At 33.5% G+C, this 20,802-nt stretch carries 25 protein-coding genes; 6 read left to right on the forward strand and 19 right to left on the reverse strand.

Features of this window, described 5'->3' with window-relative positions; translation table 11 throughout:
• Positions 1-16: 16 nt before the first annotated feature.
• From TL18_RS07440 to TL18_RS07485, 10 genes are all read right to left on the reverse strand, one after another.
• The gene (locus tag TL18_RS07440) at positions 17-775 is read right to left on the reverse strand and encodes a 30S ribosomal protein S3 (RefSeq protein WP_067043700.1); all 759 of its coding nucleotides are present in this window, start codon (positions 773-775) and stop codon (positions 17-19) included.
• Positions 775-1,239: a 50S ribosomal protein L22 gene (locus TL18_RS07445; protein WP_067043704.1), complete on the reverse strand. Its 465-nt coding sequence runs from the start codon at positions 1,237-1,239 to the stop codon at positions 775-777. Before TL18_RS07445 ends, TL18_RS07440 begins: the two co-directional genes overlap by 1 nt.
• A 12-nt stretch (positions 1,240-1,251) precedes the next feature.
• Positions 1,252-1,662 (reverse strand): 30S ribosomal protein S19, encoded by a 411-nt coding sequence (gene rpsS / locus TL18_RS07450; protein ID WP_067043707.1) that lies wholly within the window; start codon positions 1,660-1,662, stop codon positions 1,252-1,254.
• A 15-nt stretch (positions 1,663-1,677) separates the two neighbouring features.
• Complete coding sequence (locus TL18_RS07455; RefSeq protein ID WP_067043709.1) at positions 1,678-2,403, reverse strand: 50S ribosomal protein L2; 726 nt, start codon at positions 2,401-2,403, stop codon at positions 1,678-1,680.
• Between the two features lie 12 nt (positions 2,404-2,415).
• Positions 2,416-2,676: a 50S ribosomal protein L23 gene (locus tag TL18_RS07460; RefSeq protein WP_067043712.1), complete on the reverse strand. Its 261-nt coding sequence runs from the start codon at positions 2,674-2,676 to the stop codon at positions 2,416-2,418.
• Positions 2,677-2,697: 21 nt separating this feature from the next.
• Complete coding sequence (gene rpl4p, locus TL18_RS07465; RefSeq protein WP_067043714.1) at positions 2,698-3,462, reverse strand: 50S ribosomal protein L4; 765 nt, start codon at positions 3,460-3,462, stop codon at positions 2,698-2,700.
• A 2-nt stretch (positions 3,463-3,464) separates the two neighbouring features.
• A complete protein-coding gene (gene rpl3p, locus TL18_RS07470) occupies positions 3,465-4,475 on the reverse strand; it encodes a 50S ribosomal protein L3 (RefSeq protein WP_067043718.1) in 1,011 nt (336 codons plus the stop codon).
• Positions 4,476-4,820: 345 nt separating this feature from the next.
• Entirely contained in the window at positions 4,821-5,648 is an 828-nt protein-coding gene (locus TL18_RS07475) for a putative RNA uridine N3 methyltransferase (protein ID WP_067043721.1), read from the reverse strand.
• Between the two features lie 250 nt (positions 5,649-5,898).
• Complete coding sequence (locus tag TL18_RS07480; RefSeq protein ID WP_067043724.1) at positions 5,899-6,771, reverse strand: cation diffusion facilitator family transporter; 873 nt, start codon at positions 6,769-6,771, stop codon at positions 5,899-5,901.
• Between the two features lie 231 nt (positions 6,772-7,002).
• The gene (locus TL18_RS07485) at positions 7,003-7,632 is read right to left on the reverse strand and encodes an METTL5 family protein (protein WP_067043726.1); all 630 of its coding nucleotides are present in this window, start codon (positions 7,630-7,632) and stop codon (positions 7,003-7,005) included.
• A 71-nt stretch (positions 7,633-7,703) separates the two neighbouring features.
• Between TL18_RS07485 and TL18_RS07490 the strand changes: the two genes are divergently transcribed.
• Entirely contained in the window at positions 7,704-9,197 is a 1,494-nt protein-coding gene (locus tag TL18_RS07490; protein WP_067043729.1) for an acetyl-CoA carboxylase biotin carboxylase subunit, read from the forward strand.
• Positions 9,198-9,214: 17 nt separating this feature from the next.
• Positions 9,215-10,132, forward strand: coding sequence for a biotin--[acetyl-CoA-carboxylase] ligase (locus TL18_RS07495; protein WP_067043732.1), 918 nt, complete (start codon positions 9,215-9,217; stop codon positions 10,130-10,132).
• On the opposite strand, the gene TL18_RS07500 is transcribed toward TL18_RS07495, so the two are convergent.
• The 3 genes from TL18_RS07500 to TL18_RS07510 all read right to left on the reverse strand — a co-directional run bounded on the left by TL18_RS07500 (position 10,122) and on the right by TL18_RS07510 (position 12,223).
• Entirely contained in the window at positions 10,122-11,276 is a 1,155-nt protein-coding gene (locus tag TL18_RS07500) for a TIGR03576 family pyridoxal phosphate-dependent enzyme (protein WP_067043735.1), read from the reverse strand. The two genes, TL18_RS07495 and TL18_RS07500, sit on opposite strands and share 11 nt — an antisense overlap.
• The gene (locus TL18_RS07505; protein ID WP_067043738.1) at positions 11,277-11,606 is read right to left on the reverse strand and encodes a hypothetical protein; all 330 of its coding nucleotides are present in this window, start codon (positions 11,604-11,606) and stop codon (positions 11,277-11,279) included.
• Between the two features lie 95 nt (positions 11,607-11,701).
• Positions 11,702-12,223: a FumA C-terminus/TtdB family hydratase beta subunit gene (locus tag TL18_RS07510; protein ID WP_067043739.1), complete on the reverse strand. Its 522-nt coding sequence runs from the start codon at positions 12,221-12,223 to the stop codon at positions 11,702-11,704.
• A gap of 110 nt (positions 12,224-12,333) precedes the next feature.
• Here TL18_RS07510 and TL18_RS07515 point away from each other — a divergent pair, with 110 nt between their 5' ends.
• On the forward strand, positions 12,334-14,151 hold the full coding sequence (locus TL18_RS07515) for a DUF2070 family protein (RefSeq protein WP_067043742.1): 1,818 nt from the start codon (positions 12,334-12,336) through the stop codon (positions 14,149-14,151).
• On the opposite strand, the gene TL18_RS07520 is transcribed toward TL18_RS07515, so the two are convergent.
• On the reverse strand, positions 14,146-14,418 hold the full coding sequence (locus TL18_RS07520) for a hypothetical protein (protein WP_067043745.1): 273 nt from the start codon (positions 14,416-14,418) through the stop codon (positions 14,146-14,148). The two genes, TL18_RS07515 and TL18_RS07520, sit on opposite strands and share 6 nt — an antisense overlap.
• 84 nt (positions 14,419-14,502) lie before the next feature.
• Here TL18_RS07520 and rqcH point away from each other — a divergent pair, with 84 nt between their 5' ends.
• Complete coding sequence (gene rqcH / locus TL18_RS07525) at positions 14,503-16,509, forward strand: ribosome rescue protein RqcH (protein ID WP_067043748.1); 2,007 nt, start codon at positions 14,503-14,505, stop codon at positions 16,507-16,509.
• Here the strand turns inward: rqcH and TL18_RS07530 are convergent.
• Positions 16,506-17,222, reverse strand: coding sequence for a metal-dependent hydrolase (locus TL18_RS07530; RefSeq protein WP_067043751.1), 717 nt, complete (start codon positions 17,220-17,222; stop codon positions 16,506-16,508). The genes rqcH and TL18_RS07530 overlap by 4 nt on opposite strands.
• Positions 17,222-18,388, reverse strand: a complete 1,167-nt coding sequence (locus TL18_RS07535) for a hypothetical protein (RefSeq protein WP_067043754.1) — start codon at positions 18,386-18,388, stop codon at positions 17,222-17,224. The genes TL18_RS07530 and TL18_RS07535 overlap by 1 nt, the downstream gene beginning before the upstream one ends.
• 185 nt (positions 18,389-18,573) lie before the next feature.
• Between TL18_RS07535 and TL18_RS07540 the strand changes: the two genes are divergently transcribed.
• Complete coding sequence (locus TL18_RS07540) at positions 18,574-18,780, forward strand: class III signal peptide-containing protein (RefSeq protein ID WP_067043757.1); 207 nt, start codon at positions 18,574-18,576, stop codon at positions 18,778-18,780.
• Entirely contained in the window at positions 18,773-18,955 is a 183-nt protein-coding gene (locus TL18_RS07545) for a class III signal peptide-containing protein (protein WP_067043760.1), read from the forward strand. Before TL18_RS07540 ends, TL18_RS07545 begins: the two co-directional genes overlap by 8 nt.
• Before the next feature lie 19 nt (positions 18,956-18,974).
• On the opposite strand, the gene fwdF is transcribed toward TL18_RS07545, so the two are convergent.
• From fwdF to TL18_RS07560, 3 genes are all read right to left on the reverse strand, one after another.
• Complete coding sequence (gene fwdF, locus TL18_RS07550) at positions 18,975-19,985, reverse strand: tungsten-dependent formylmethanofuran dehydrogenase subunit FwdF (protein ID WP_067043763.1); 1,011 nt, start codon at positions 19,983-19,985, stop codon at positions 18,975-18,977.
• A gap of 9 nt (positions 19,986-19,994) precedes the next feature.
• Positions 19,995-20,186 carry a 4Fe-4S binding protein gene (locus TL18_RS07555; RefSeq protein WP_067043766.1) on the reverse strand — a complete coding sequence of 64 codons (192 nt, stop codon included), beginning with the start codon at positions 20,184-20,186 and terminating at the stop codon, positions 19,995-19,997.
• A gap of 82 nt (positions 20,187-20,268) precedes the next feature.
• Positions 20,269-20,727 (reverse strand): phosphopantetheine adenylyltransferase, encoded by a 459-nt coding sequence (locus tag TL18_RS07560; protein WP_067043769.1) that lies wholly within the window; start codon positions 20,725-20,727, stop codon positions 20,269-20,271.
• Positions 20,728-20,802 lie beyond the last annotated feature (75 nt).

A 20,802-nucleotide genomic window follows, 5' to 3' on the forward strand; every position in this document is an offset into this window, starting at 1 on the left:
ATAATTAAATTGAAATTTAACTATCGTCTTTTTCTACTTCTTCAGTAGACTTTTCTTCAACAACTTCTTCTAATTCGTCGAGGTCTTCAACTTCCTCAATGATTTCTTCTTCTTCGATGATTTCTTCAGTTTCAACATCGATTTCTTCTTCAACAATTTCACCATCTTCTTCAATGATGACTTTTGGAGGAAGGATTTCGACAGAATCAGGTAATACAGTTTCCGGAGGCATAATTCTAACATAAATACCTAATACACCAGGTTTTAATTGTGCAGTAGCAAAACCTTCTTCTACTAATCTGGTTGAAGGTTCACCACATTTTTTAATGTATCCTTCAACGAATTTAGCTACAGCAGATCTAGAACCTCTGATTTTACCAGAAATAGTTACTTCTACACCTTGAGCACCAGCACCCATAATTCTACGAATAGTTGAATAAGCAACTCTTCTAAAGTGCATACCTCTTTGTAACATGTTAGAAATTTTGTAAGCCATGATTTTAGGGTTAAGTTCAGGAACTTCAACCTCTTTAACTTCAATTTGAGGATTGTCTAAACCAAATTCAGTTTTAAGAGTGTTGGTAATAGTCCTTACGTTTTTACCACCTCTACCAATAACCATACCCGGTCTTTCAGCATATACAACAACCATGGTACCTAAAGGGGTAATTTGAACTTCCATACCACCGTATCCGGCTCTTTCAAGTTCTTTTTCTAAATATTCGTCAATTCTGGTTCTTCTAAGGCCCTCTGTGACAAAATCTTTTTCTATCATTAGTTAGCCTCCTGTAATACAATTTGAATATGAGTAGTTGGTGTGTTAAATGGAGTCATTCTACCGAATGCCCTTGGGATGTAACCAGGGATAACAACACCTCTGTGACTAGAAATGTGTTCAATGAATAATTTTTCAGTGTCCATACCTTTGTACTCTGCATTAGCTTCTGCATTTTCTAAGACTTTTAAAATTTGTTCAGCAGCTTTTACAGGGTATCTACCGGAAGGCCAACCTTCTTGACCTTTTCTGTGACCAACTTTTTTATTGTGTCTTTTGAAAGGAACTGATTTTTTCATTTCAATAACATCTTCTAAGTAAGCTTTTGCTTTTTCTACTTCCATTCCTCTGATTGCGCTGCAAATTTCAACACAGTGTTTTGGAGAAATCTTAAGAGATTTTGCCATAGCACGTGCAGTTTTTGCTTCATCAACTTCTTTATTATAAGCATATTTGTTAGCCATGTTCTAATCTCCTTATTTAAGTGGTACAAACATGGATGATCTAGTAGCACCCATACCTGGGTCTCCGTGTTGAACTCTTTTTCTGGTTGGTGCATATTCACCGAAATAATGACCAATCATTTCAGGTTCAATAGTTACTTCTACAAAATTTTGACCATCATAAATACCGAAAGTGGTTCCAACCATTTCAGGTATAACAATCATGTCTCTACAATGGGTCCTAACTACAACAGGACGGCCATCTTTAGTTCCTTCTTTATTTAATTTTCTCATTTTATCCAAAACAATTTGTTGTCTTGGTAAGAATCCTCTCTTTAAAGATCTTCTTTGTCTTGCAGGGAGTAATTCCATTACTTCCTCTAAAGACATTGCTTGTAATTCTTCAAGAGTATAACCTTTATATTTAAATACTTTTCTTGCCAATGAAACACCCTCTATCTATCTTTTTAAACCTGTTCTCTTAGCTGCAATTGAACCAACTTTTCTTCCTGGTGGTGCATGTCTTGAAACAGTTGTAGGACGACCAGGATGTTGTCTGTTACCTCCCCCGTGAGGGTGATCAACAGCATTCATTGCTACTCCTCTTACAGTCATGAATTTCTTACCTTTAGCTTTATAAGCATGCCATTTTTTACCAGCTTTAAGGAATGGTTTATCTTTTCTTCCTCCACCAGCTACTACACCAATACTAGCACGGCAGTTAGGATTTAAGTATTTTAATTCCCCTGATGGTAATTCAACAACAGTTTGGTTAGCATCATGAGTAACAACATTAGCATAAGTTCCAGAAGATCTTACAAAACGACCTCCGTCTCCAGGAGTGTTTTCAATATCATAAATTGGAGTACCTTCAGGAATTTCAGCAAGCGGTAATGTATTACCGAATTTGATTGGAGCAGAAATACCACATTCAATTTCATCGTTGACTTGAATGCTTTCAGGTGCTAATATGAATTTCTTTTCACCATTTTCGAATTTTACTTCTGCAATAGGAGCGGTCCTTGCTGGGTCATGTACAATGTCGATGACTTTACCTTTAATACTACCTTCTTTTTCTAATGCATCGTAAGATCTGTATTTGATTTTATCTTTAAAACGATGAGAAGCAACACGGTGAGCAGGAGTTCCTCTTCCTCTTCTTTGATGAATTAATCGTTTTCCCATTCAAATTCCTCCTTAGAATACTCCTATTCTGACAGCGAGTTCTTCTGCCATTTCTTCTTCAACAAGTGTTATATATGCTACTTTTTGACCTTTAGTATTGATATGAGTATTAACTTTAGCTACTTTTTCTTCGTATAACTCTTCAAAAGCTCTTTTGATTTGCTTTTTGTTAGCGCTACGACGTACGATAAAAGTAATTTCGTTATTCTGATCAATTAAGTTCATGGTTTTTTCAGTAACATGAGGTTTAAGAATAATTGAATATGCGTCCATGATAATCACCTATTTTCCAAATTATTGGAATAAACCTCCTAACTTTTCAACAGCTGATTTAGTGTAAATAGTAAGCCTTCCAGCGTGAGTACCAGGTGCTAATAATTCAGCATTTAAGTTTTCTGCAACCACAACATCTACACCAGCGTGGTTTCTAGCACCTAAAGAAATACCATTATCTTCACCAACAACTACGAGAGGTCCTTTTACTTTTTTGTATTTTCTTCCTCTAGTTTTACCTCTACCAGCTCTTATCCTTTTACCTTCTTTAGCACGAATGATATCATCATAAACTCCTAAGTTTTGGAAGATTTCACGAGTTTGTTTAGTAGTTTTAACTGCTTCAATCTCATCTTCAACAATAATAGGAACTTGTTCTAATTCTGCAACTTTGTGGCCTCTGTTTTCAACAATCTCTTTATCAGTGGTTGCTGCAACAGCAGATCTGATTGCAAATCTTCTTTCTTTTATGTTGATTTTTTCGTGATGATTTTTTTCAGCTCTAGTAGGATGTGCTTGCCTACCACCAATAGCCATTGGTACGAAAGCTGCTTTTGAACCATTTTTAATCCTTGGTACTCTTGCGGTACCTCTACCTGAACCCCATCCTTTAGCGGAAGTTCTTTTACCTGCCATTGGGTCATTACCCCATGGTTGTACCCTAGCAGATTGTGCAGAAAGTACAGCTCTTTTGATTAAATCTGGTCTGTAAACTTCATCAAAAATAGCTGGAAGTTCGATTTCTTCTTTTACTTCCCCATTAATAGAATAAACATTAACTTTCATGATTATACCCCTTGTTTAGATTTTGTACTTATGTAATTAATTTGAGGTATATCCTCAGCTTTATTATTAGGTCTAATAGGTTGTCTTAAGATTACTAATCTTTTAGATGGTCCTGGAAGAGAACCTTTAACTAAAACATAATCATTTTTAACAAGACCGTATTTTACAAATCCACCGTCTGGGTTAATTTGATCAACTTCATCAGCTGATGCAATTTTTAAGATTTTTTTATTGAATTCAGTTCTTTTGTGGTATCCCATTTGACCTGCTTGTGCAACAGTCCACATAGTTCTTCTAGGTGTCCAAGGACCGATAGAACCAACGTGTCTACCTTTACCTGCTCTTACTGCTTTACCGTATTGAATTCTGATTCCCCATCTTTTGACTACACCTTGGAATCCTTTTCCTTTTGTAGTTGCAATCGCATCAACAAATTCGCCTTCATTGAAGATTTCACTAGCTTTAACTTCATTACCTAATAATTCTAATGCGGTGTTTAATTTTTCTTCAGGATTTGCTCCTCCGATACCACATTCAAATATATCCGGTTTTTTCTTAGGCACGCTAGTTACTTTTGGATTTGTGTGTACTAAGACTCTAATTTCTTCTGTGTTTTCTAATGCACCTTGTATTTTTGCAATAGCTTCAGATTTATTGTACTCTTTAGGAAGGGAAATTTTCCTAGAAAGTTCTTCATCTAAATTATCTGCAAGAACTTCGGTGATTACTTTCAAACCACGAGAAGTTTTTTCATAAGCTCTAATTCCCATTACTACGACCGGAGGTACTTCCAATACAGTAACTGGAGTGAAAATGTCCATACCGTTGGTTGGAGAGTTTTTATCAGTATCAGTGACTAAAGCGTGAGTCATACCGACTTTATAACCTGCGAGGCCGAGTAATTTTGGTTCATCAATTTGAGGCCAAGATTTTACTCTAGGGGTTTCTTTTGCTGCCCTTTTCCTTGGACTAAAAGCAACAGACCCTTTTCTTGGCTGGTGATGTCTTACCATTTAATTTAACCTCCTAATTAATATTTTTTCCTTATTTTTTTAAATCAATTTAATTTTTTCAGATTAATAGCTAATTAAATAACTATTAACGAAGTTTGATAAAATTATAATAAATATAATTCCATCGAATTAATAAATAGCTATAAGAAGACTTATAACTAGATAAATATTAAATTTCAATATATTCCATTGAGTTTAATCTAATTGAAGCACAATTGAGAACATATTTAATGTATAAATCATTCTGCGCTAAGATAATTTTTAGGTGAGTCCTAAAAATATCAATGTATAAAAAGTTGAGCAAGTTATCTATTAGCAGTGATAAAAACTAATAAATCAAGAGAATTAAAATCTCATAAAGTTAAATAAAGAAAGTGTAGCGACAACAGCCTCTTCAGTCCTAACGGTTTCAGTACCCTGATTAGGAATAGTATTTACTTTAAATAACTCCCAATTTGGATTTGAAACATCTTCTTGAATTGAAGAATAAGGGCCACCAAATAAAATAGCAATACTTTTACATTCATCTACTTTAGGTTTTAATTCATCAAAAATAGAATCAATATAATCTCCATATCTTGTAGTTTCAACAACAAGATCAGGTTTAATTAATTTTAAGCTATTTTTAAGACTCTTATTAGAGGACATTACATTATATCCCCAGTAAACGTCATCTGGTTTATCAGGTGTGACTATTACTTCTTTCTTAGCAATCTTAGTAATCTTAAAGTCAAAAATTCTTTTGACTGAAAGTTGCTCTTTACAGAATGCAAGTTTATCCATACCTATGTCAACAAAAGTTCCTTTCTTATTTCTCTTAACAGTGAAACCTTGTCTATAATCACCCACGTCTGGCTGACTATTAACAGGATGATGAGGAGTCCTAAGCGGTGGAAGAATACCTACATGCTTTAATTCTGGCCTTATAGGAAATGCTTGTTTCCTCAAATATTGAGGAGTATTCATATAACTCAAAATTTCAGCAATAAAAGATTCATCCATCTCTCCTTCTTCATTTTTCATATGGTCATCATTATAAATAACCACATTATCTGCTTGAAAAATAGCTAAAGCTCTTCCTAAAATACCCACCTTATAAGTACGAATTTTAAGGTCTTTAGACTCAGAAAGAAATGAATTTGGAATAAATATAGATAGCTCATCTTTATACATTACCTTACATTATATAAAATAAAGTATATAAAGATTACCCTACATTTATATAGCTATCACTAAATAGACTTACACATTTACAAAATATTATATCACTTATAATATCCGTAGCTTCTTTTCATGCTACCAACTTTTTTATACTCAGAGAATATATTAATATAAAGTATAGGTTACCCACTATATAAATGTATTGTTTTTTTGAGTAAAAACTAGGAAAAATGATCTTTAAAAAATTTATTCAATCATGATTTTAATTGCTCGGACAAGTTTTAACGCTGACATCTCTTACTTCAGGCAACTCCAGAATTTTTTGTTCAACCTGGCATGAAATTTCATACGCTTCCTTAACCGTCAAATCAGCATCGACTTCCACATCCAATGCAACGATTATATATGATGCGAAGTTATCCATTTTGATATTATGAGCATTTCTTGCACCTGTTGTGTCATCAACTATGCTTTTGATTTTTGAAACTAATTCTTTATTTTCCGGAACAGCACCCATTATTCTCAATAAATTTTTTTTACCAATGACATATACTGTTATTAAGATTAAAACTCCAATAAGAAAACCAATAATTGGATCGAGTATTGGAAAACTCATTCTTGCAACAACAACACCAATCAGAATGGCTATTGACGTATATATATCTACTCTTTGATGTTGCCCATCAGCTTCAATCGCAGGGCTATTAATTTCTCTTCCGATTTTAATGATATATCTGCTGACAACAAAGTTTAGAATTATGCCTAGAATAGCCATTATAACCACATAGTTATCCGGCACCGTAATCATACTTGGATCCACCAGTTTATGGTATGCCATATCCATAATTTCAAAACTAATGAATGTTAAGAAGATTACAATGACAAGTCCCGCTATTGCATCCGCACGACCGTAACCTATAGGAAATCTTTCGTCAGCAGGCCTTTGGCTTACTTTAAACCCAATATATGCAATAATGGAAGTTATAACGTCTGTGAATGTATGCATCCCTTCAGCAACTAATGCGTAACTTCCACCCATCAATCCCACAACGATATTCAGAACCGTCAATAAACAATTTGAAACTATTGCAACCGTTGATGCCTTTTTTCCCGCTTTACTACGATCTTTTTCCACTGAATAACCCCATAATATATAACTGTAATAAGATTCCTATAGAATATATGTAATATTTTACATTATATGCAAAAACAATATTCAACTTTAACAAGATATTCCATTCATATACAAAATTTGATATATTTCTCACTAACTTATAATAATTTTTAAAATTTATTATTAATATAGTTTAAAAGAATGACAATAATTCATTACATGGATAATTCTAAAAAAATGTATTATACAAAATTACAATTCTGCCCGCAACACGATTACACTCACATTTTGATTTTCCCTTGAATGAAAATCATAGATTTTAGGAATTGGAAAATCATATCTGAAAATATGAGAAATCTCCAAAGCATTATCCTCATAGAACTTAATTAAAAAATCCTCTGTAGACGCCATATGAAATGAATATAAAACATCAGGCCCTAATTCTATTGCTTTTTTTACAAATTTCAGATCCTGACCCTTATCCGCTTTTTTTTGAGACCCGAAAGGGGGATTTTGAAACACAGTATCTACATTTGAACCATTATTAAAATCACAGATGTCGCTGACAATGAAATCTACGTTATCCAATTTCAATTTTCCTGAAACATCGATAGCCAAATCAATAGAATCACCATCAATATCCACACCAATTGATGAATGGGCACCCATTAATGCAGAACCAATTGCGAATACACCGGTACCGCAACCCAAATCCAAAACATCCTTACCTTCAATATCCCCTAAGCCAAAGGCATTCCAAATCAAATCGGAGGCTATGATGGATGGAGTGGTATACTGTTCAAGACCAACTTTCGGTTTTGGATGAGACGGAATGTTTTGAAGCCTCATTTCTAAATGTTTTTTACGAGTAATTTTTTTCATCTAATCAAATATTTAATATATCATTTAATATATAATTATATTATTAAGAAAAAATTTCTCGAGGTTTTCAAATGTTTGAAAAAGTATTAATTGCAAATAGAGGAGAAATTGCAATTAGAGTTATGCGAGCTTGCCGTGAACTTGACATCAAAAGCGTAGCAATCTATTCTGATGCAGATTCCACTTCTCTTTATACAAATTATGCAGATGAAAGTTATCCATTAGGAAATCCTTCACCAGCCAAATCTTATTTGAATATTGAAAAAATCATAGATATTGCAATTGAATCTGGTGCTGATGCTATTCACCCAGGTTACGGATTTCTAGCTGAAAACTCCAAATTCGGAGAAGAATGTGAAAAAAATGGAATTAAACTTATTGGACCGAGCGGAGATGTAATTAATAAAATGGGAGATAAAATTACATCAAAAGCTTTAATGAAAAAAGCGGGCGTCCCTGTAATTGAAGGTACTCCCGAAGGCGTAACAGATATTGAAGAAGCAAAAGATATTGCCGCTCAAATTGGTTATCCTGTAATTGTAAAAGCTTCTGCAGGAGGTGGGGGAATTGGTATGCGTGCAGTTTACGAAGAAGATGAACTAGTACGTGCAATTGAATCCACACAATCAGTAGCTTCAACAAATTTCGGTGATTCCACAGTATTCATTGAAAAATATCTTGAAAAGCCACGCCACATTGAATTCCAATTATTGGCAGATGAACATGGAAATGTGATTCATGTAGGCGACAGGGAATGTTCAATTCAAAGAAGGCACCAAAAACTTTTAGAAGAAGCACCTTCCCCAATTATGACCGAAGAATTGAGAGAACAAATGGGTGGAAGTGCTGTTAGGGCTGCAGAATACATAGGATATAAAAGTGCAGGTACTGTTGAATTCCTGTATGATGACGGCCAATACTACTTCCTTGAAATGAATACCCGTATTCAAGTAGAACACCCAATCACTGAATTAATCACCAATACAGATTTGATTAAAGAACAGATAAAAATTGCAAATGGTGATGAGTTAAGCTACGAACAAAAGGATATTCAAATAAACGGTCATGCAATTGAATGCCGTATTAATGCAGAAGACCCACTTAACGACTTTGCACCGAATCCTGGTAAAATTACAGGTTACAGATCCCCTGGAGGTCCGGGTGTACGTTTAGACAGTGGTGTCTATATGAATTATACCATTCCAACATTCTACGATTCAATGATTTCAAAATTAATCACCTACGGAAGAGACAGAAACGATGCAATTAATAGAATGAAAAGAGCATTAAGCGAATATATCATATTAGGTGTGAAAACAACAATACCATTCCATAAAGCGATTTTAAGAAATCCTAATTTCCTTTCTGGTGATTTGAACACCCACTTTATTGATACCTATAAAAAAGGTATTGAAGCTGAAATGGAAAATGTAATGGCTGAAGATTTAGACTATGTAAACAGATTAAAATCCACATTCATGCCTAGCAAAAAAATAGCAGCAATTTCTGCTGCAGTTGGATCTTATCAAAATATGGCTAAACATAAAAAAATTCAAAAGAAATAAATTTTGGAGATTCGTCAATGAGACAAGAAATAATCAACTTAATAAAAAAAGAAGGGAAACTTTCTAGTGAAGCTATTGATGAAATAAAAGAAGTTGACATCCATGACTTTGCAAACTTGGTAAAGGAAATTGGACAACAAGAAACAGAATATATTAAAGCCTCAGAAATTACAAAAAATCTTAAAACCGAATACATTGGAAGAAACTTATATGTTTTCAATGAAGTAAGTTCAACAAATACTGTAGCGAAATTCCTATCAATGAATGAAATTGAAGACGGCAGCGTTGTTATTTCAGAAAAACAAACCCGTGCAAGAGGCAGATCCGGAAAATCATGGGAATCACCTTTAGGTGGTATATGGTTATCCATTATCTTAAATCCTCATGTTGACCATTCAAAACTCCCTCTTATAACTTTAGCGACCGGAGTTGCAGTGGCAAAAACCCTCGAGAAAATTGGTATTGAAAATCCTGAAATCAAATGGCCTAATGACATTATGATTAAGGATAGAAAGGTTTGTGGAATTTTAACAGAAGCAATAGCCAAATTCAACACTATTGAAAACGTGATTATTGGTGTCGGTATTGATGCCAACCTCGATGTTGACCAGTTCCCTGAAGATTTGCAAAGCGGAACAACAACACTTAAAGAGGAGCTTGGAAGAACTGGAGATGAAAATCTTCTAATTCAAATATTCCTGGAAGAATTCGAAAAAATTAGTGAACTCTTCGACCATGAAGGATACGAGGAAATATTGAAAGAATGGAGAAAACGTTCATACTCTATTGGAAAAATTGTGGAAGTTAGAGAACCGTTCAACCAATATTACGATGCCTACGTATTGGGCATTAGTAAAGAAGGAGCATTGGTCGTTGAAAAAATCGACGGAAGCTTAGCAAAAGTAATTTCTGGAGAATGTATAATCAAGAAGTAAATACAATCTCCCTACATTTTTCTTCATTTGCAATTACTGACTGTAATTTATCAAATGAAGATTCTATTTTTTTATTTAAATCATTTAAATCTAAATTAAAAGCATCTTTTGTAGATAAATCAAATCTTATTGTTGCAGATGCACCCGGCATTGAAACCGGAGGAATTGTAATAATTCCATAATCTTTCAATAAAATGAATGAAAACACAAATGCCAAATCTGTATCGGACAAATCATGTTTTGCGTCAATTTCATTGCATAACCCTTCAGGAGAAATCATGACTCCTGTAGGTGTTTTTTCAAAATTATCAAATTTTTTAGACAATAATTCATATAACTCTTCTTTTCTGGAGAAACTATTTATCAGATTATCTTCATTAAAATTTTTTATACCATTCAACATTGCAAGAACCGCAGGAGGCTGAGCTTCAAGACCGAATTGATTAACTTTAACTTTGATTTTGTCGATTAACTCCTGTCTACCTGCCATAAGCCCTCCTCTAGGACCTGGCATTAATTTATCGGTGCTTGTGATGGAAATATCTGCACCCAAATCACAGGCTTTAGCCTGATTAAATATCACTGTTCTAAGCCTTGCACCTGATGCATCATCAACCATTACTGGAATATCCCTTTCATGAGCCATTTCAATAACTTTCTTAAATTCTTCTTCATCAATCACCTTATGATCCATTGTAGAACCGGTGACAACAACTAAAGAAGTATTTTCAGGAATTGAAAATTCATCAAAGACGTCAGTTTCTGAGTAATCAGCTCCAACCAACTTACAACTTCTTGGAATAGATGGATGTGCAGGCAGTTCAGCCAGATAATGCACAACATTTGAACCTTTGTTAACTAATGTCAAAATTGTTGCCAAAATACCGGAAGAAGTCCTATTTAAAGCAATGACTTTTTCACCACCCATATGCTGAATTCCTGCTTCTTGAAGAGCTTCTTCAAAAATAGCCGGGCCAACATATGTTTCCAATAAGCTAATTTCAGAAGGACTTGCAATAAATCCTCCAGATAATCCGGTTAAATCAAATAAAGAAGATCTGCCTTCAGTTTCAACAATATTTTTAATTATTGAAAGGGCATTTTCCCTCTTTTTGACTTCATCTAATGAGCTATCAACTATCATTTAATCAAGATTATCCAATTCTAATTTATAATCGTCAAAGAATTCTAAAATAGCTTTTAACTGTTTATCAGTAACTGGTATGCTAGTATATTCCTCATCTTCAGGAATTTGATAGAAATAATCTGCAAATAAAACTTTACCTTTTGGATTTGTGATAATGGTTAAACCATCGGTAAGTTTGTCGGGATTCTTATTTTGGAATTCAATTTCAAAAGAAGTTCCGAATTTTTCTGAAAACTTCTCTTTTTCAGCAGGATCCCTATTGCATTTTCTGATTTTTGTCATTCTTGATTTTAATTTTTTCTCAGCTAGTTCATTAATATCAGCCATAATAAACACTTCCTCATATTACCTCTAAAAAATTTTTTGAATAAAATATAGTATGAAATAAATTATATATAAGTATTCCTTTTTAATGTGGGAAATTAATCATATAAACTTTTTCCGTTACTGTCCATTGCCACTATAAGCGGGCCAAAATCCTTTACTTTTAAATTCCACATCGCTTCAGGCATTCCTAAATCTAACCAGTCCACACTTTCGATTTCTTCAACAGCATCAACATATAAGGCAGCACATCCTCCAGTAGCAACCACATAAATGGCTTTATTCCTGACTAATGCTTCCCTAACAGTATCATCCATTCCACCTTTACCTATAATTATTTTAGGACCCATGTCCAGAACATCACTTTCATAGGGATTCATTCTCATGGATGTGGTTGGACCGATAGCTACCATTTCATAGCCATCTTCATTTTCTTTTATAATTGGACCTGCATGAAAAATAGCTGCACCCCCAATATCTAATGGAGCGCCTTCTTCTATAATCCTTTTATGTGCCTGATCTCTTGCAGTTAAGATATTTCCTGTTAAATAAACAACATCACCTGCATTTAACTCATTTAAACTTTCACTAGTTATTGGAACATTTAATTTTCTTTCCATTTACACACCTTATTAGTAATAATTATTTATTAAAAAAAATATAATTATAAATATATAAAATTTTTAGATTTAATAAATTTAATGGCTAAAAAATAATTAAGAGGAAAAACATGTCAAGCATGAGTAGCGTTGCAGGCTTATCAAAATATATTACTACATTGCCCGAAACTAAATATTCCATAATCGGAATGTCCATATTAAGTTTTCTTATTGGTTCAACTATCTATTTAATCGATTTGAATCCTATAGGCATTTTGGAAGAAATATTCTACGGAGGAATATATGGATTTTTGGTTCTTGGGATAACATCAATCATGAGTGGGGCTTTAAACCAGCAGGTAATTAGTAGCCTTCATGGAATTAACTTAAAGATTAAACATTCAATGTTCCTGTCCGGTCTTTCAATGACCATATTGGGAATTATAATTATTTTGGGATGCGTAATCACCCAAATTTTCAAATTCGATATTTATTTAAATTCCATCTTGTTCGGTTGCGTAATTATCTACGGATTTAATACTTTAGTTTTCTGGGCCACCTCAAAAGTAAGATTTACAATAGCTGCAACAGCGGGATTAATACAACCTGCACTTATTTTGGCAATGCTGACCTTAATTACATTCCTATTTATAGATACCAGTTTCATCGGATCTGAAATTTTGCAGATTACATTTAAAGCAATCGTTGCTGCGATAATTTTTGTCATGGCAATTTATGCATTCATTAAAATTATTGCATCACCATTCAGCAAAAATCTTGGAATCGGTGTTTTAGACCTATTAAGTTTATTCATTGCACATATGAATGAAGGATCAAATTCCCTTGAAGGGTTATTCGAAAATATGAGTGAAGCCATAGATACCATTGTTACATTTGTAAGCTTTAAAACTGAAAATGGGATTAAGGCATTGTTTATTTCACCGTCAGTCCATCCGGGACCATTAGGTGACCTTGGAGGTTCCAATATGCCAACAATTCTTGCAAACAAGTTTGACCACTTTACAATGGTTGCACATGGACCATCTACCCACGATTTCAATCCTATTGCGGTTTCTGAAATTGATAAAATAGAACAATCCGTAAGAAATGGTTTGGAACAAGTTGAATACTCCCCAATTGCCAGCCGTTTTGTAAGGTATAACTCTGAAAAAGCGAATATTGGCGTTCAATTCTTTAATGATGGAATGGTAATATTATCCACTTTTGCACCTGAAGCCGTCGATGACATCGAATTTGGTGTAGGACTCACAATGATGGCCCAAAGCAGAAGCAAATGCAATGTTGAAAATTCAATCATTGTGGACTGTCATAACTCATTTACCCCTGAAAGTGGGGAAGTCCTTCCTGGAAATTCTGAAGTATTCCAATTAATTGACGTAATCGATACCATCAATCCTAATCAGGACAAATTTGATATCAAAGTAGGCTGCTACGAAGATAACATGAAAACACTAGGCAAACATGAAGGAATCGGTGAAAGCGGCTTGAAAACAATGGTTATTGAAGTAGGAAACCAAAGAACCGCATATGTCCTTTTTGATTCAAATAACATGGAAATCGGATTCAGACAACAGATTATCGATTCCGTTAATGACCTGGATATTGATGAAATAGAAGTGATGACAACTGATACTCATACTGTTAATACACTTTCAAGAGGATACAATCCTATTGGAATTGCAAAAAGACCAGAAATTATAGAATACGTTAGATTAAGTATTGTAGAAGCAATAAAAGATTTAGAAAAAGTAGAAGTTGGAACTGGAACTGAAAAAATTAAAAACCTCAACACATTCGGACCAAAAAATTCAACAGAATTAATCTCAACAATAAGTTCCGTTGTGGCTGTAAGTAAAATTATAGCTCCAGTTTTATTAATAACCGCATTATTAATAGTATTTATATGGATATTCTTTGGCGGATTATAAATACATTACAAATAATGTATACGCAATAACCCATGTAAAGTAGAATGGTGAAATTCCATCCCATAACCATTGGGAAAATCCGGAAATTTCATCGCCAGCTATCTTTTGACAGAATTGGCCAACAAAATACAATATAATTACTGCAATGAAAAAAGCAAATATATCATTTTTAAATCCAAACCAACCAAGAGTCAAACCGGCTGATAAAAGAGCAGATATAAGGGCTGCAATAATATGAATAGTTGTAACTTTAATAGTAATGTCCATTGATATCCTCCATTAAATTAAATATATTAATATAATTTTAGTTAGTTATAATATATTAAGGTATTGAAAAAAAGGTGGTAAATTATGAAATCCATGTCAAATGTTGACATCTATACAATAAGTGATGAATTAAATAGATTATTAAGTGGAGCAAGAGTTGACAAATCATTCCAACCTACAAAAGATATTGTAGTAATGAGGTTCCATGTTCCGGGGACCGGAAGAGTTGATTTGGTAATGCAATGCGGCTCCAGAATACATATAAGCCAATATCCGCTTGAAAATCCGACTACACCACCTACATTTCCTATGCTTTTAAGAAAAAGAATTAAAGGAGCTCATGTTGAAAGCATTACCCAGCATAACTTCGATAGGGTTGTTGTAATAAAGGTTAAAAAAGACAAACATTACACAATCATTGTCGAATTGTTTGATAAGGGAAACATAATCCTTTTGGATGATGAAAACAATATCATATTGCCGTTGAAACGTAAAAAATGGTCTGACAGAGACATCAGTTCAAAAAGAGAATATGCATTTCCCGAAGAAAGAGGAATTAATCCTATCACAATCACCGAAGAGGAACTTGAAGAACTATTTGAAACTTCCGATATGGACGTAGTCAGAACACTTGCAATGAACGGGCTTGGAAGCTTGTATGCTGAAGAAATCATTGAAAGGGCAAATGAAAAAATTGAGTTAGACAAAAATACGCAGACTTGCGAATTGACTAAAGAGCAGACATCTGAAATTTACAATAGCCTTAAATCACTGTTCAGCGATTTGAAAGAAGGATCCATTAAACCCCAAATTGCCAAAAACGATAGAAAAGAAGATGTTGTTCCTCTAGATTTAATAAAGTATCAGGATTTTGAGAAAACTTATTATGATAATTTCAATGAAGCATGCGATGAGTATTATTCAAAAAAGGTAAATACTGACATCAAGGATATTAAAGAAGCAGCCTGGAATAAGAAAGTAAATAAATTTGAAAAACGATTGCGTTTACAACAAGAAACACTTGATAATTTTGAAAAGACAATCGAAGATAGTCAACATAAAGGGGAAGTTATCTATTCTAATTACACCACTATAGAAAACATCATAAATGTTGTAAACTCAGCAAGAGGAAAGGACTATTCTTACAAAGAAATTGGAAAAATATTAAAAAAAGCTAAGGAAGACGGGATGAATGAAGCCCAAATCTATGAATCAATCGACAAGATGGGCGTGTTAACCCTGGATATAGACAATACAAAGTTGATTATCGATCCCAAACTGACAATTCCTGAAAATGCTGAAATTTACTACGAAAAAGCTAAAAAAGCCAAACGTAAAAGCAAAGGCGCCTTAATAGCTATTGAAAATACAAAAAAACAATTAGAAGACATTAAGGCTAAAAAGGATATTGCAATGGAACACATATCCGTGCCTAAAAAGAGAGTTAAAAAGAATCTCAAATGGTATGAAAAATTAAGATGGTTCTTAAGTTCAGACAATGTTCTTGTGGTTGGAGGTAGAGATGCAAACAGCAATGAAAGCATTGTCAAAAAATATCTAGAACCAAATGATATTTATTTGCATGCAGATATACATGGTGCAAGTTCCACGGCCATAAAATTAAACGGAGCTAAATTAAATGACAATCTCCTAAAAGAATCAGGGGAGTTTGCGGCATCTTTTTCATCTGCTTGGTCAATGGGTTTCACATCTCAAGACGTATTCTGGGTGCATCCTGACCAAGTTTCCAAAACACCTGAAGCAGGAGAATATTTGGCTAAAGGATCTTTTGTTATAAGGGGCCACCGTAATTTCATAAGGGGTGCAAGAGTAAAATTAGCTATTGGAATCGTTGATTATGAAGGAAAACGAGTAATGGTAGGGCCAATCGATGCTGTTGATGCACATTGTGAAAATTATGTTGTATTAAAACCTGGTTTTACAAAAAAAGAAGCGATAGCTAAAAAAATATTGAATAAGATTAATGAAAATGACTTATTGACTCTTGATGACATTATCAGAGTTTTGCCATCTGGAAAATGTGACATTGACGAAGAATATCACCAAAGAAAAAAATATGAAAAAAATTAATCCTGATACTCTTCAGGATTAAATTCAAAATATTCATCAGGATTCATTACCACAACATCAATGTTAGGATTGAATTGACCGACAAAATTTGCAAAAATTGCAGGATCCTGTTCTATTGGTGGGAATGTATTGTAATGCATCGGGATAACCACTTTTGGATTTAACCACATTGTAGCTAATGCCGCTTCAAAAGGACCCATGGTAAATTTATCACCAATAGGAACCATGACGACATCAGGTTTATAAATTGCACCGATAATATCTTTCATATCACCAAATAATCCAGTATCACCCGCATGGAATATCTTAGTTCCATCTTCAAATGTTATTAAAAAGCTTGCTGCGCTTCCCCCAGGAACTGTTTCTTCGACCACATCAATGTCTGAAGAGTGTTTTGCATCAAGCATAGTGAACTTAACATTTCTGAAAATGAAAGAACCTCCAATATTAGCACTAATGTTCCTAATCCCTTGTTTAGCTAAAAAGAGTGAAATTTCGTGAATACATGCAATAGGAGCATTAGTTCTGTTTGATATTTCCAAAGCATCACCAAAATGGTCTGAATGACCATGGGTAAGCAATATGATATCTGGATTTAAATCCTCAACTGGAACCTGACAATTAGGATTATTACTAATAAACGGGTCAATCAAAATTTTTACTTCATCACTAATTATTTCAAATGCGGAATGACCTAACCATCTGATTTCCATTAAGCTGAGCCCCCGGAAACGCCCATGATAATATTTTCATCTAAATTAGATGCGATATTCCAAGTTTTCTCAAAGTTAGCTCTGATGCTAGAAATGGAATTCCTATCATCGTAAACTGCACCATATTCCACGTCGCTTGCTCCGTCAGAGATAATCATAGCATGTGAATCGTCAGTGATTAAGTTAACACTGTGCACCTTAGGAACTGTTCTAATATGAACTCCTTGTTTTAAAAGAGATGATATTAAAAACATGTATGACATGTCTGAAACATCAAATTCATCAATGATTACTCTAGAATAACTTGTTGGAACATGGGATAAGAATTTATCAGATAAATCATTTAATGAAGGAATTTCCAACATGATTTCTTTTCTGACAGTGTTTGCTAATTGTTCAAAAGCTTCTTGAGAAGTGAGTAATCCGCTATCGGAAATTACAAAACTTTTAAGTGAACTTGGAACCGGTAAACTTTCAGGGTTATTAATATCAATTTTAATATCTCTATCCGGAACACTTTCAGCAACAACCTCCGGCCTAATACTAACAGGTTCTTCGATTACAGGTTCTTCTGATAAAGCACGTCTAATCTCATCAGATTTGTCATTTTCAACAACGAATGGTGGAATTTCTTCAACAAAATAATCAGTTTGACGTCTTTTAGGAGATCTAGTTACTTTTAAAGGTTTTCCATAGTGAGGGGTGAAAACTAATTGTTTATCAAAATCAACGTCTCTTTCTTCCCTTTGAACAACGTTTAAGACAGCTTTAGGATTATCTTCAAAAACATCATCATAATATTCCTTAGGAGCTGCATCAGGATATTCTTCAATAACTAAATCCTCATAATTCACATCATCATATTCATTAAAATCTCTGCGAACTTTTAAAGGTCCGTTAGATTTATTATCATTTTTCCTTTCAAAACCACCAAATGAAGGAGAACTAATCTCACCAGATTCTAAAAATTCTTTAATCATATTAGTAGTCTTATCTGCGTTACTATCAACGAAATAGCTGACAATCAATATAACTCCAACGATAGAGATGATTAAACCAACTATTAACAAGATATCTAATAAGTTATATACACTTGTCTCATATGCAATGAGAACACCAATTACAAATAAAATAAAACCTGAAACTAATTTTATTGTATTTCCCACGATTTCACCCTAATAAATTTATTATCACTCAATTATTTAACTATTATATTATATCTAACTCACTATTTATAAACCTAATGGAAAAAAACACGAAAATACGATGAAAAAAGTCAAAAAGTAATACTTTTTATTAAAATAGTAATATTAATATAGTAAAAAATCCAATTTATAACTGGTGAAAAATCATGAAAAACATTCCCAAAATCATCAAAGAAAAATCTGGCCAGGGCGCCGCAGAGTACATTTTGCTGTTTGGAGGAGTACTAGTTATAGCACTATTAGCTTTAACCATATACAGATCATATATGGAGACAAGTGACGTTAGCCTAAAAGCCAAGGATGACATAATAGATGTTAGAAATACCATACTCGACAATAGGACTCATGTTTAAAATAAAAACAGACAACAAAGGGCAGGGAAGTGCTGAATTAATATTGATTATCGGAGGGATAATCGTCGTAGTGCTCCTTGTAGGAAGTTATATATCAAATATAACTGAAAATACACAGAAAAACATTGAAAATTTGTTAAAAATCGAAAAAGAAAATTTAATAAATAAAATATGAAAATGGAGAGAATAACTCTCTATTTTCCAATTAAACTAGAATTTAAAATCTCAGTCCATGATTCAGAATTAATATTGGTTAATTTCATGCTGTCCCTAGTTAAACTTCTGATATCCTGTGGACAAGCAGTAACACAAGCACCACATAAGTTACAGAAATCAAGATTAGTAACAGATTTTCCATCAACAATACTTACTGCATTACATGGACAAACATCCATACAAGCATGACAAGAATCGCCCTTACATACTTTTTCTTCAGTTTCAACTAATTCAAGTGTACCGGTAAATGGTTTAGTTACTGTAATTGCATCAACAGGGCAAATTTCAGAACACCATGAACATTTTACACAGGTTTCATCAGAAATGAATGTTTTACCAGTAATTTCTGGAATTTCGATTTCATCTTTTAACATGCATGTAGAACAGACTTGTTTAATTGCATCTTCAGGGCATACTCTCTTACAAACTCCACAGAAAATACATTTAGACAAATCAACTTCAATAGAATTATTTAAAACATCCACAGTTGATGTTGGAATATTCTTAATTGAAATTGCTCCAGCAGGACATAAATCTGCACAGAATGAACAGTAAATACATTTTTCTTCATCAATATCTATTTCCCCTCTAACCAAATCGGCAGGGTTCGGAAGTCTTCTTTCGAATAATATTGAATCCCTAGGGCAAATTGAATAACATCTGCCACAGTACATACACTCTTCATCATCTACATCTGTTTCAGTTTCCCATAATGGATAAGATTTGTTTTCTTTAATATCTTCACCGTCAATAGATAAAGATAAAGCATCAAATGGGCAAGCAACTGAACATAACCCGCAAAATACACAAGAATCCTGGTTGACGGAAACTAAATCCATCTCAATTAACCCACGAGCTATAGGAACAATAGGTCCTAACTTTAAAGAAGAAGTTGGGCAAACATCAACACAAATTCCACAACCAACACAATTTACATCTTTATAACGTAAATTACGGTATTCATCACCATCTCTCTCTATATTAAACATTGTACTCCCTCATGCTTTAGATATGGCTTGATTTGGACAATTTTGTATACAAAGATCGCAATCATCACAATTTTCAGGGACAATAGCTACATCCCCATTCTCCTCAATAATTGCACCTTGTTCACAAAGTTTAATACATAACCCTTGTACAGGACAGTCATTAATATGTCCACATAGGTTAGAGTCAATTTTAACTGCCATATAACCACCTCAAAATTTACCTGAAAAAAATAATTTTATGCCAATTAAATGCTTTAATGAACATATAAATTATTTTTTCCGATTATTCAATGATATTCCCACTTTGATTAATTTCTCCACGCCTAATGCGTGTTGAAGATATAGGATTACCATCATAGGCCAAAACAAAACTAACAACAACAATATCAAGGGGTTTCATACCTTTTGAAATTCTAATCTCATTAATTTCAACTGCCGTAGGTTCTGTCTCCTCACTAACAACAATAGCTTCAAAATCGCTATCGAAAATAGTGGTCCCATATGGATCATTTAATGGAATAACTTCAAAATTAGATTTATCTGAAAAAAAAGCTTTTAAATTACTCATTCTTTCTTTACAGGAATCTATATCTCCTTTTAACCCTCCAAATTCATCAGAAGTTACACCAATCTCAATTTTATTACCAAGTTCAAAAGCGGTTGATAATAATTTTTTGTGACCATCATGGAATTTGTCAAAAGTTCCACCAACAGCAACTTTATTATATTTCTTAGAATTCATAATATTGTCCTAATAGTTTGCTAATTAAACATTTATTAAAACTATTATAAAATATTAGCTATAAAAAAGAGAAAA

The sequence above is a fragment of the Methanobrevibacter sp. YE315 genome, from assembly GCF_001548675.1.
Taxonomy (GTDB): domain Archaea; phylum Methanobacteriota; class Methanobacteria; order Methanobacteriales; family Methanobacteriaceae; genus Methanocatella.

Bases quoted from the DNA above. Each gene is read 5' to 3' on its own strand.
- TL18_RS07475 (WP_067043721.1), bottom strand. From the start codon at position 5,648: ATGTATAAAGATGAGCTATCTATATTTATTCCAAATTCATTTCTTTCT.
- TL18_RS07520 (WP_067043745.1), bottom strand. From the start codon at position 14,418: ATGGACATTACTATTAAAGTTACAACTATTCATATTATTGCAGCCCTT.
- rpl4p (WP_067043714.1), bottom strand. From the start codon at position 3,462: ATGAAAGTTAATGTTTATTCTATTAATGGGGAAGTAAAAGAAGAAATC.
- TL18_RS07495 (WP_067043732.1), top strand. From the start codon at position 9,215: ATGAGACAAGAAATAATCAACTTAATAAAAAAAGAAGGGAAACTTTCT.
- fwdF (WP_067043763.1), bottom strand. From the start codon at position 19,985: ATGTTTAATATAGAGAGAGATGGTGATGAATACCGTAATTTACGTTAT.
- TL18_RS07515 (WP_067043742.1), top strand. From the start codon at position 12,334: ATGTCAAGCATGAGTAGCGTTGCAGGCTTATCAAAATATATTACTACA.
- TL18_RS07500 (WP_067043735.1), bottom strand. From the start codon at position 11,276: ATGATAGTTGATAGCTCATTAGATGAAGTCAAAAAGAGGGAAAATGCC.
- TL18_RS07555 (WP_067043766.1), bottom strand. From the start codon at position 20,186: ATGGCAGTTAAAATTGACTCTAACCTATGTGGACATATTAATGACTGT.
- TL18_RS07540 (WP_067043757.1), top strand. From the start codon at position 18,574: ATGAAAAACATTCCCAAAATCATCAAAGAAAAATCTGGCCAGGGCGCC.
- TL18_RS07445 (WP_067043704.1), bottom strand. From the start codon at position 1,239: ATGGCTAACAAATATGCTTATAATAAAGAAGTTGATGAAGCAAAAACT.
- rqcH (WP_067043748.1), top strand. From the start codon at position 14,503: ATGAAATCCATGTCAAATGTTGACATCTATACAATAAGTGATGAATTA.
- TL18_RS07545 (WP_067043760.1), top strand. From the start codon at position 18,773: ATGTTTAAAATAAAAACAGACAACAAAGGGCAGGGAAGTGCTGAATTA.
- TL18_RS07485 (WP_067043726.1), bottom strand. From the start codon at position 7,632: ATGAAAAAAATTACTCGTAAAAAACATTTAGAAATGAGGCTTCAAAAC.
- TL18_RS07455 (WP_067043709.1), bottom strand. From the start codon at position 2,403: ATGGGAAAACGATTAATTCATCAAAGAAGAGGAAGAGGAACTCCTGCT.
- TL18_RS07530 (WP_067043751.1), bottom strand. From the start codon at position 17,222: ATGGAAATCAGATGGTTAGGTCATTCCGCATTTGAAATAATTAGTGAT.
- TL18_RS07440 (WP_067043700.1), bottom strand. From the start codon at position 775: ATGATAGAAAAAGATTTTGTCACAGAGGGCCTTAGAAGAACCAGAATT.
- TL18_RS07510 (WP_067043739.1), bottom strand. From the start codon at position 12,223: ATGGAAAGAAAATTAAATGTTCCAATAACTAGTGAAAGTTTAAATGAG.
- TL18_RS07490 (WP_067043729.1), top strand. From the start codon at position 7,704: ATGTTTGAAAAAGTATTAATTGCAAATAGAGGAGAAATTGCAATTAGA.
- TL18_RS07505 (WP_067043738.1), bottom strand. From the start codon at position 11,606: ATGGCTGATATTAATGAACTAGCTGAGAAAAAATTAAAATCAAGAATG.
- rpl3p (WP_067043718.1), bottom strand. From the start codon at position 4,475: ATGGTAAGACATCACCAGCCAAGAAAAGGGTCTGTTGCTTTTAGTCCA.
- TL18_RS07460 (WP_067043712.1), bottom strand. From the start codon at position 2,676: ATGGACGCATATTCAATTATTCTTAAACCTCATGTTACTGAAAAAACC.
- TL18_RS07560 (WP_067043769.1), bottom strand. From the start codon at position 20,727: ATGAATTCTAAGAAATATAATAAAGTTGCTGTTGGTGGAACTTTTGAC.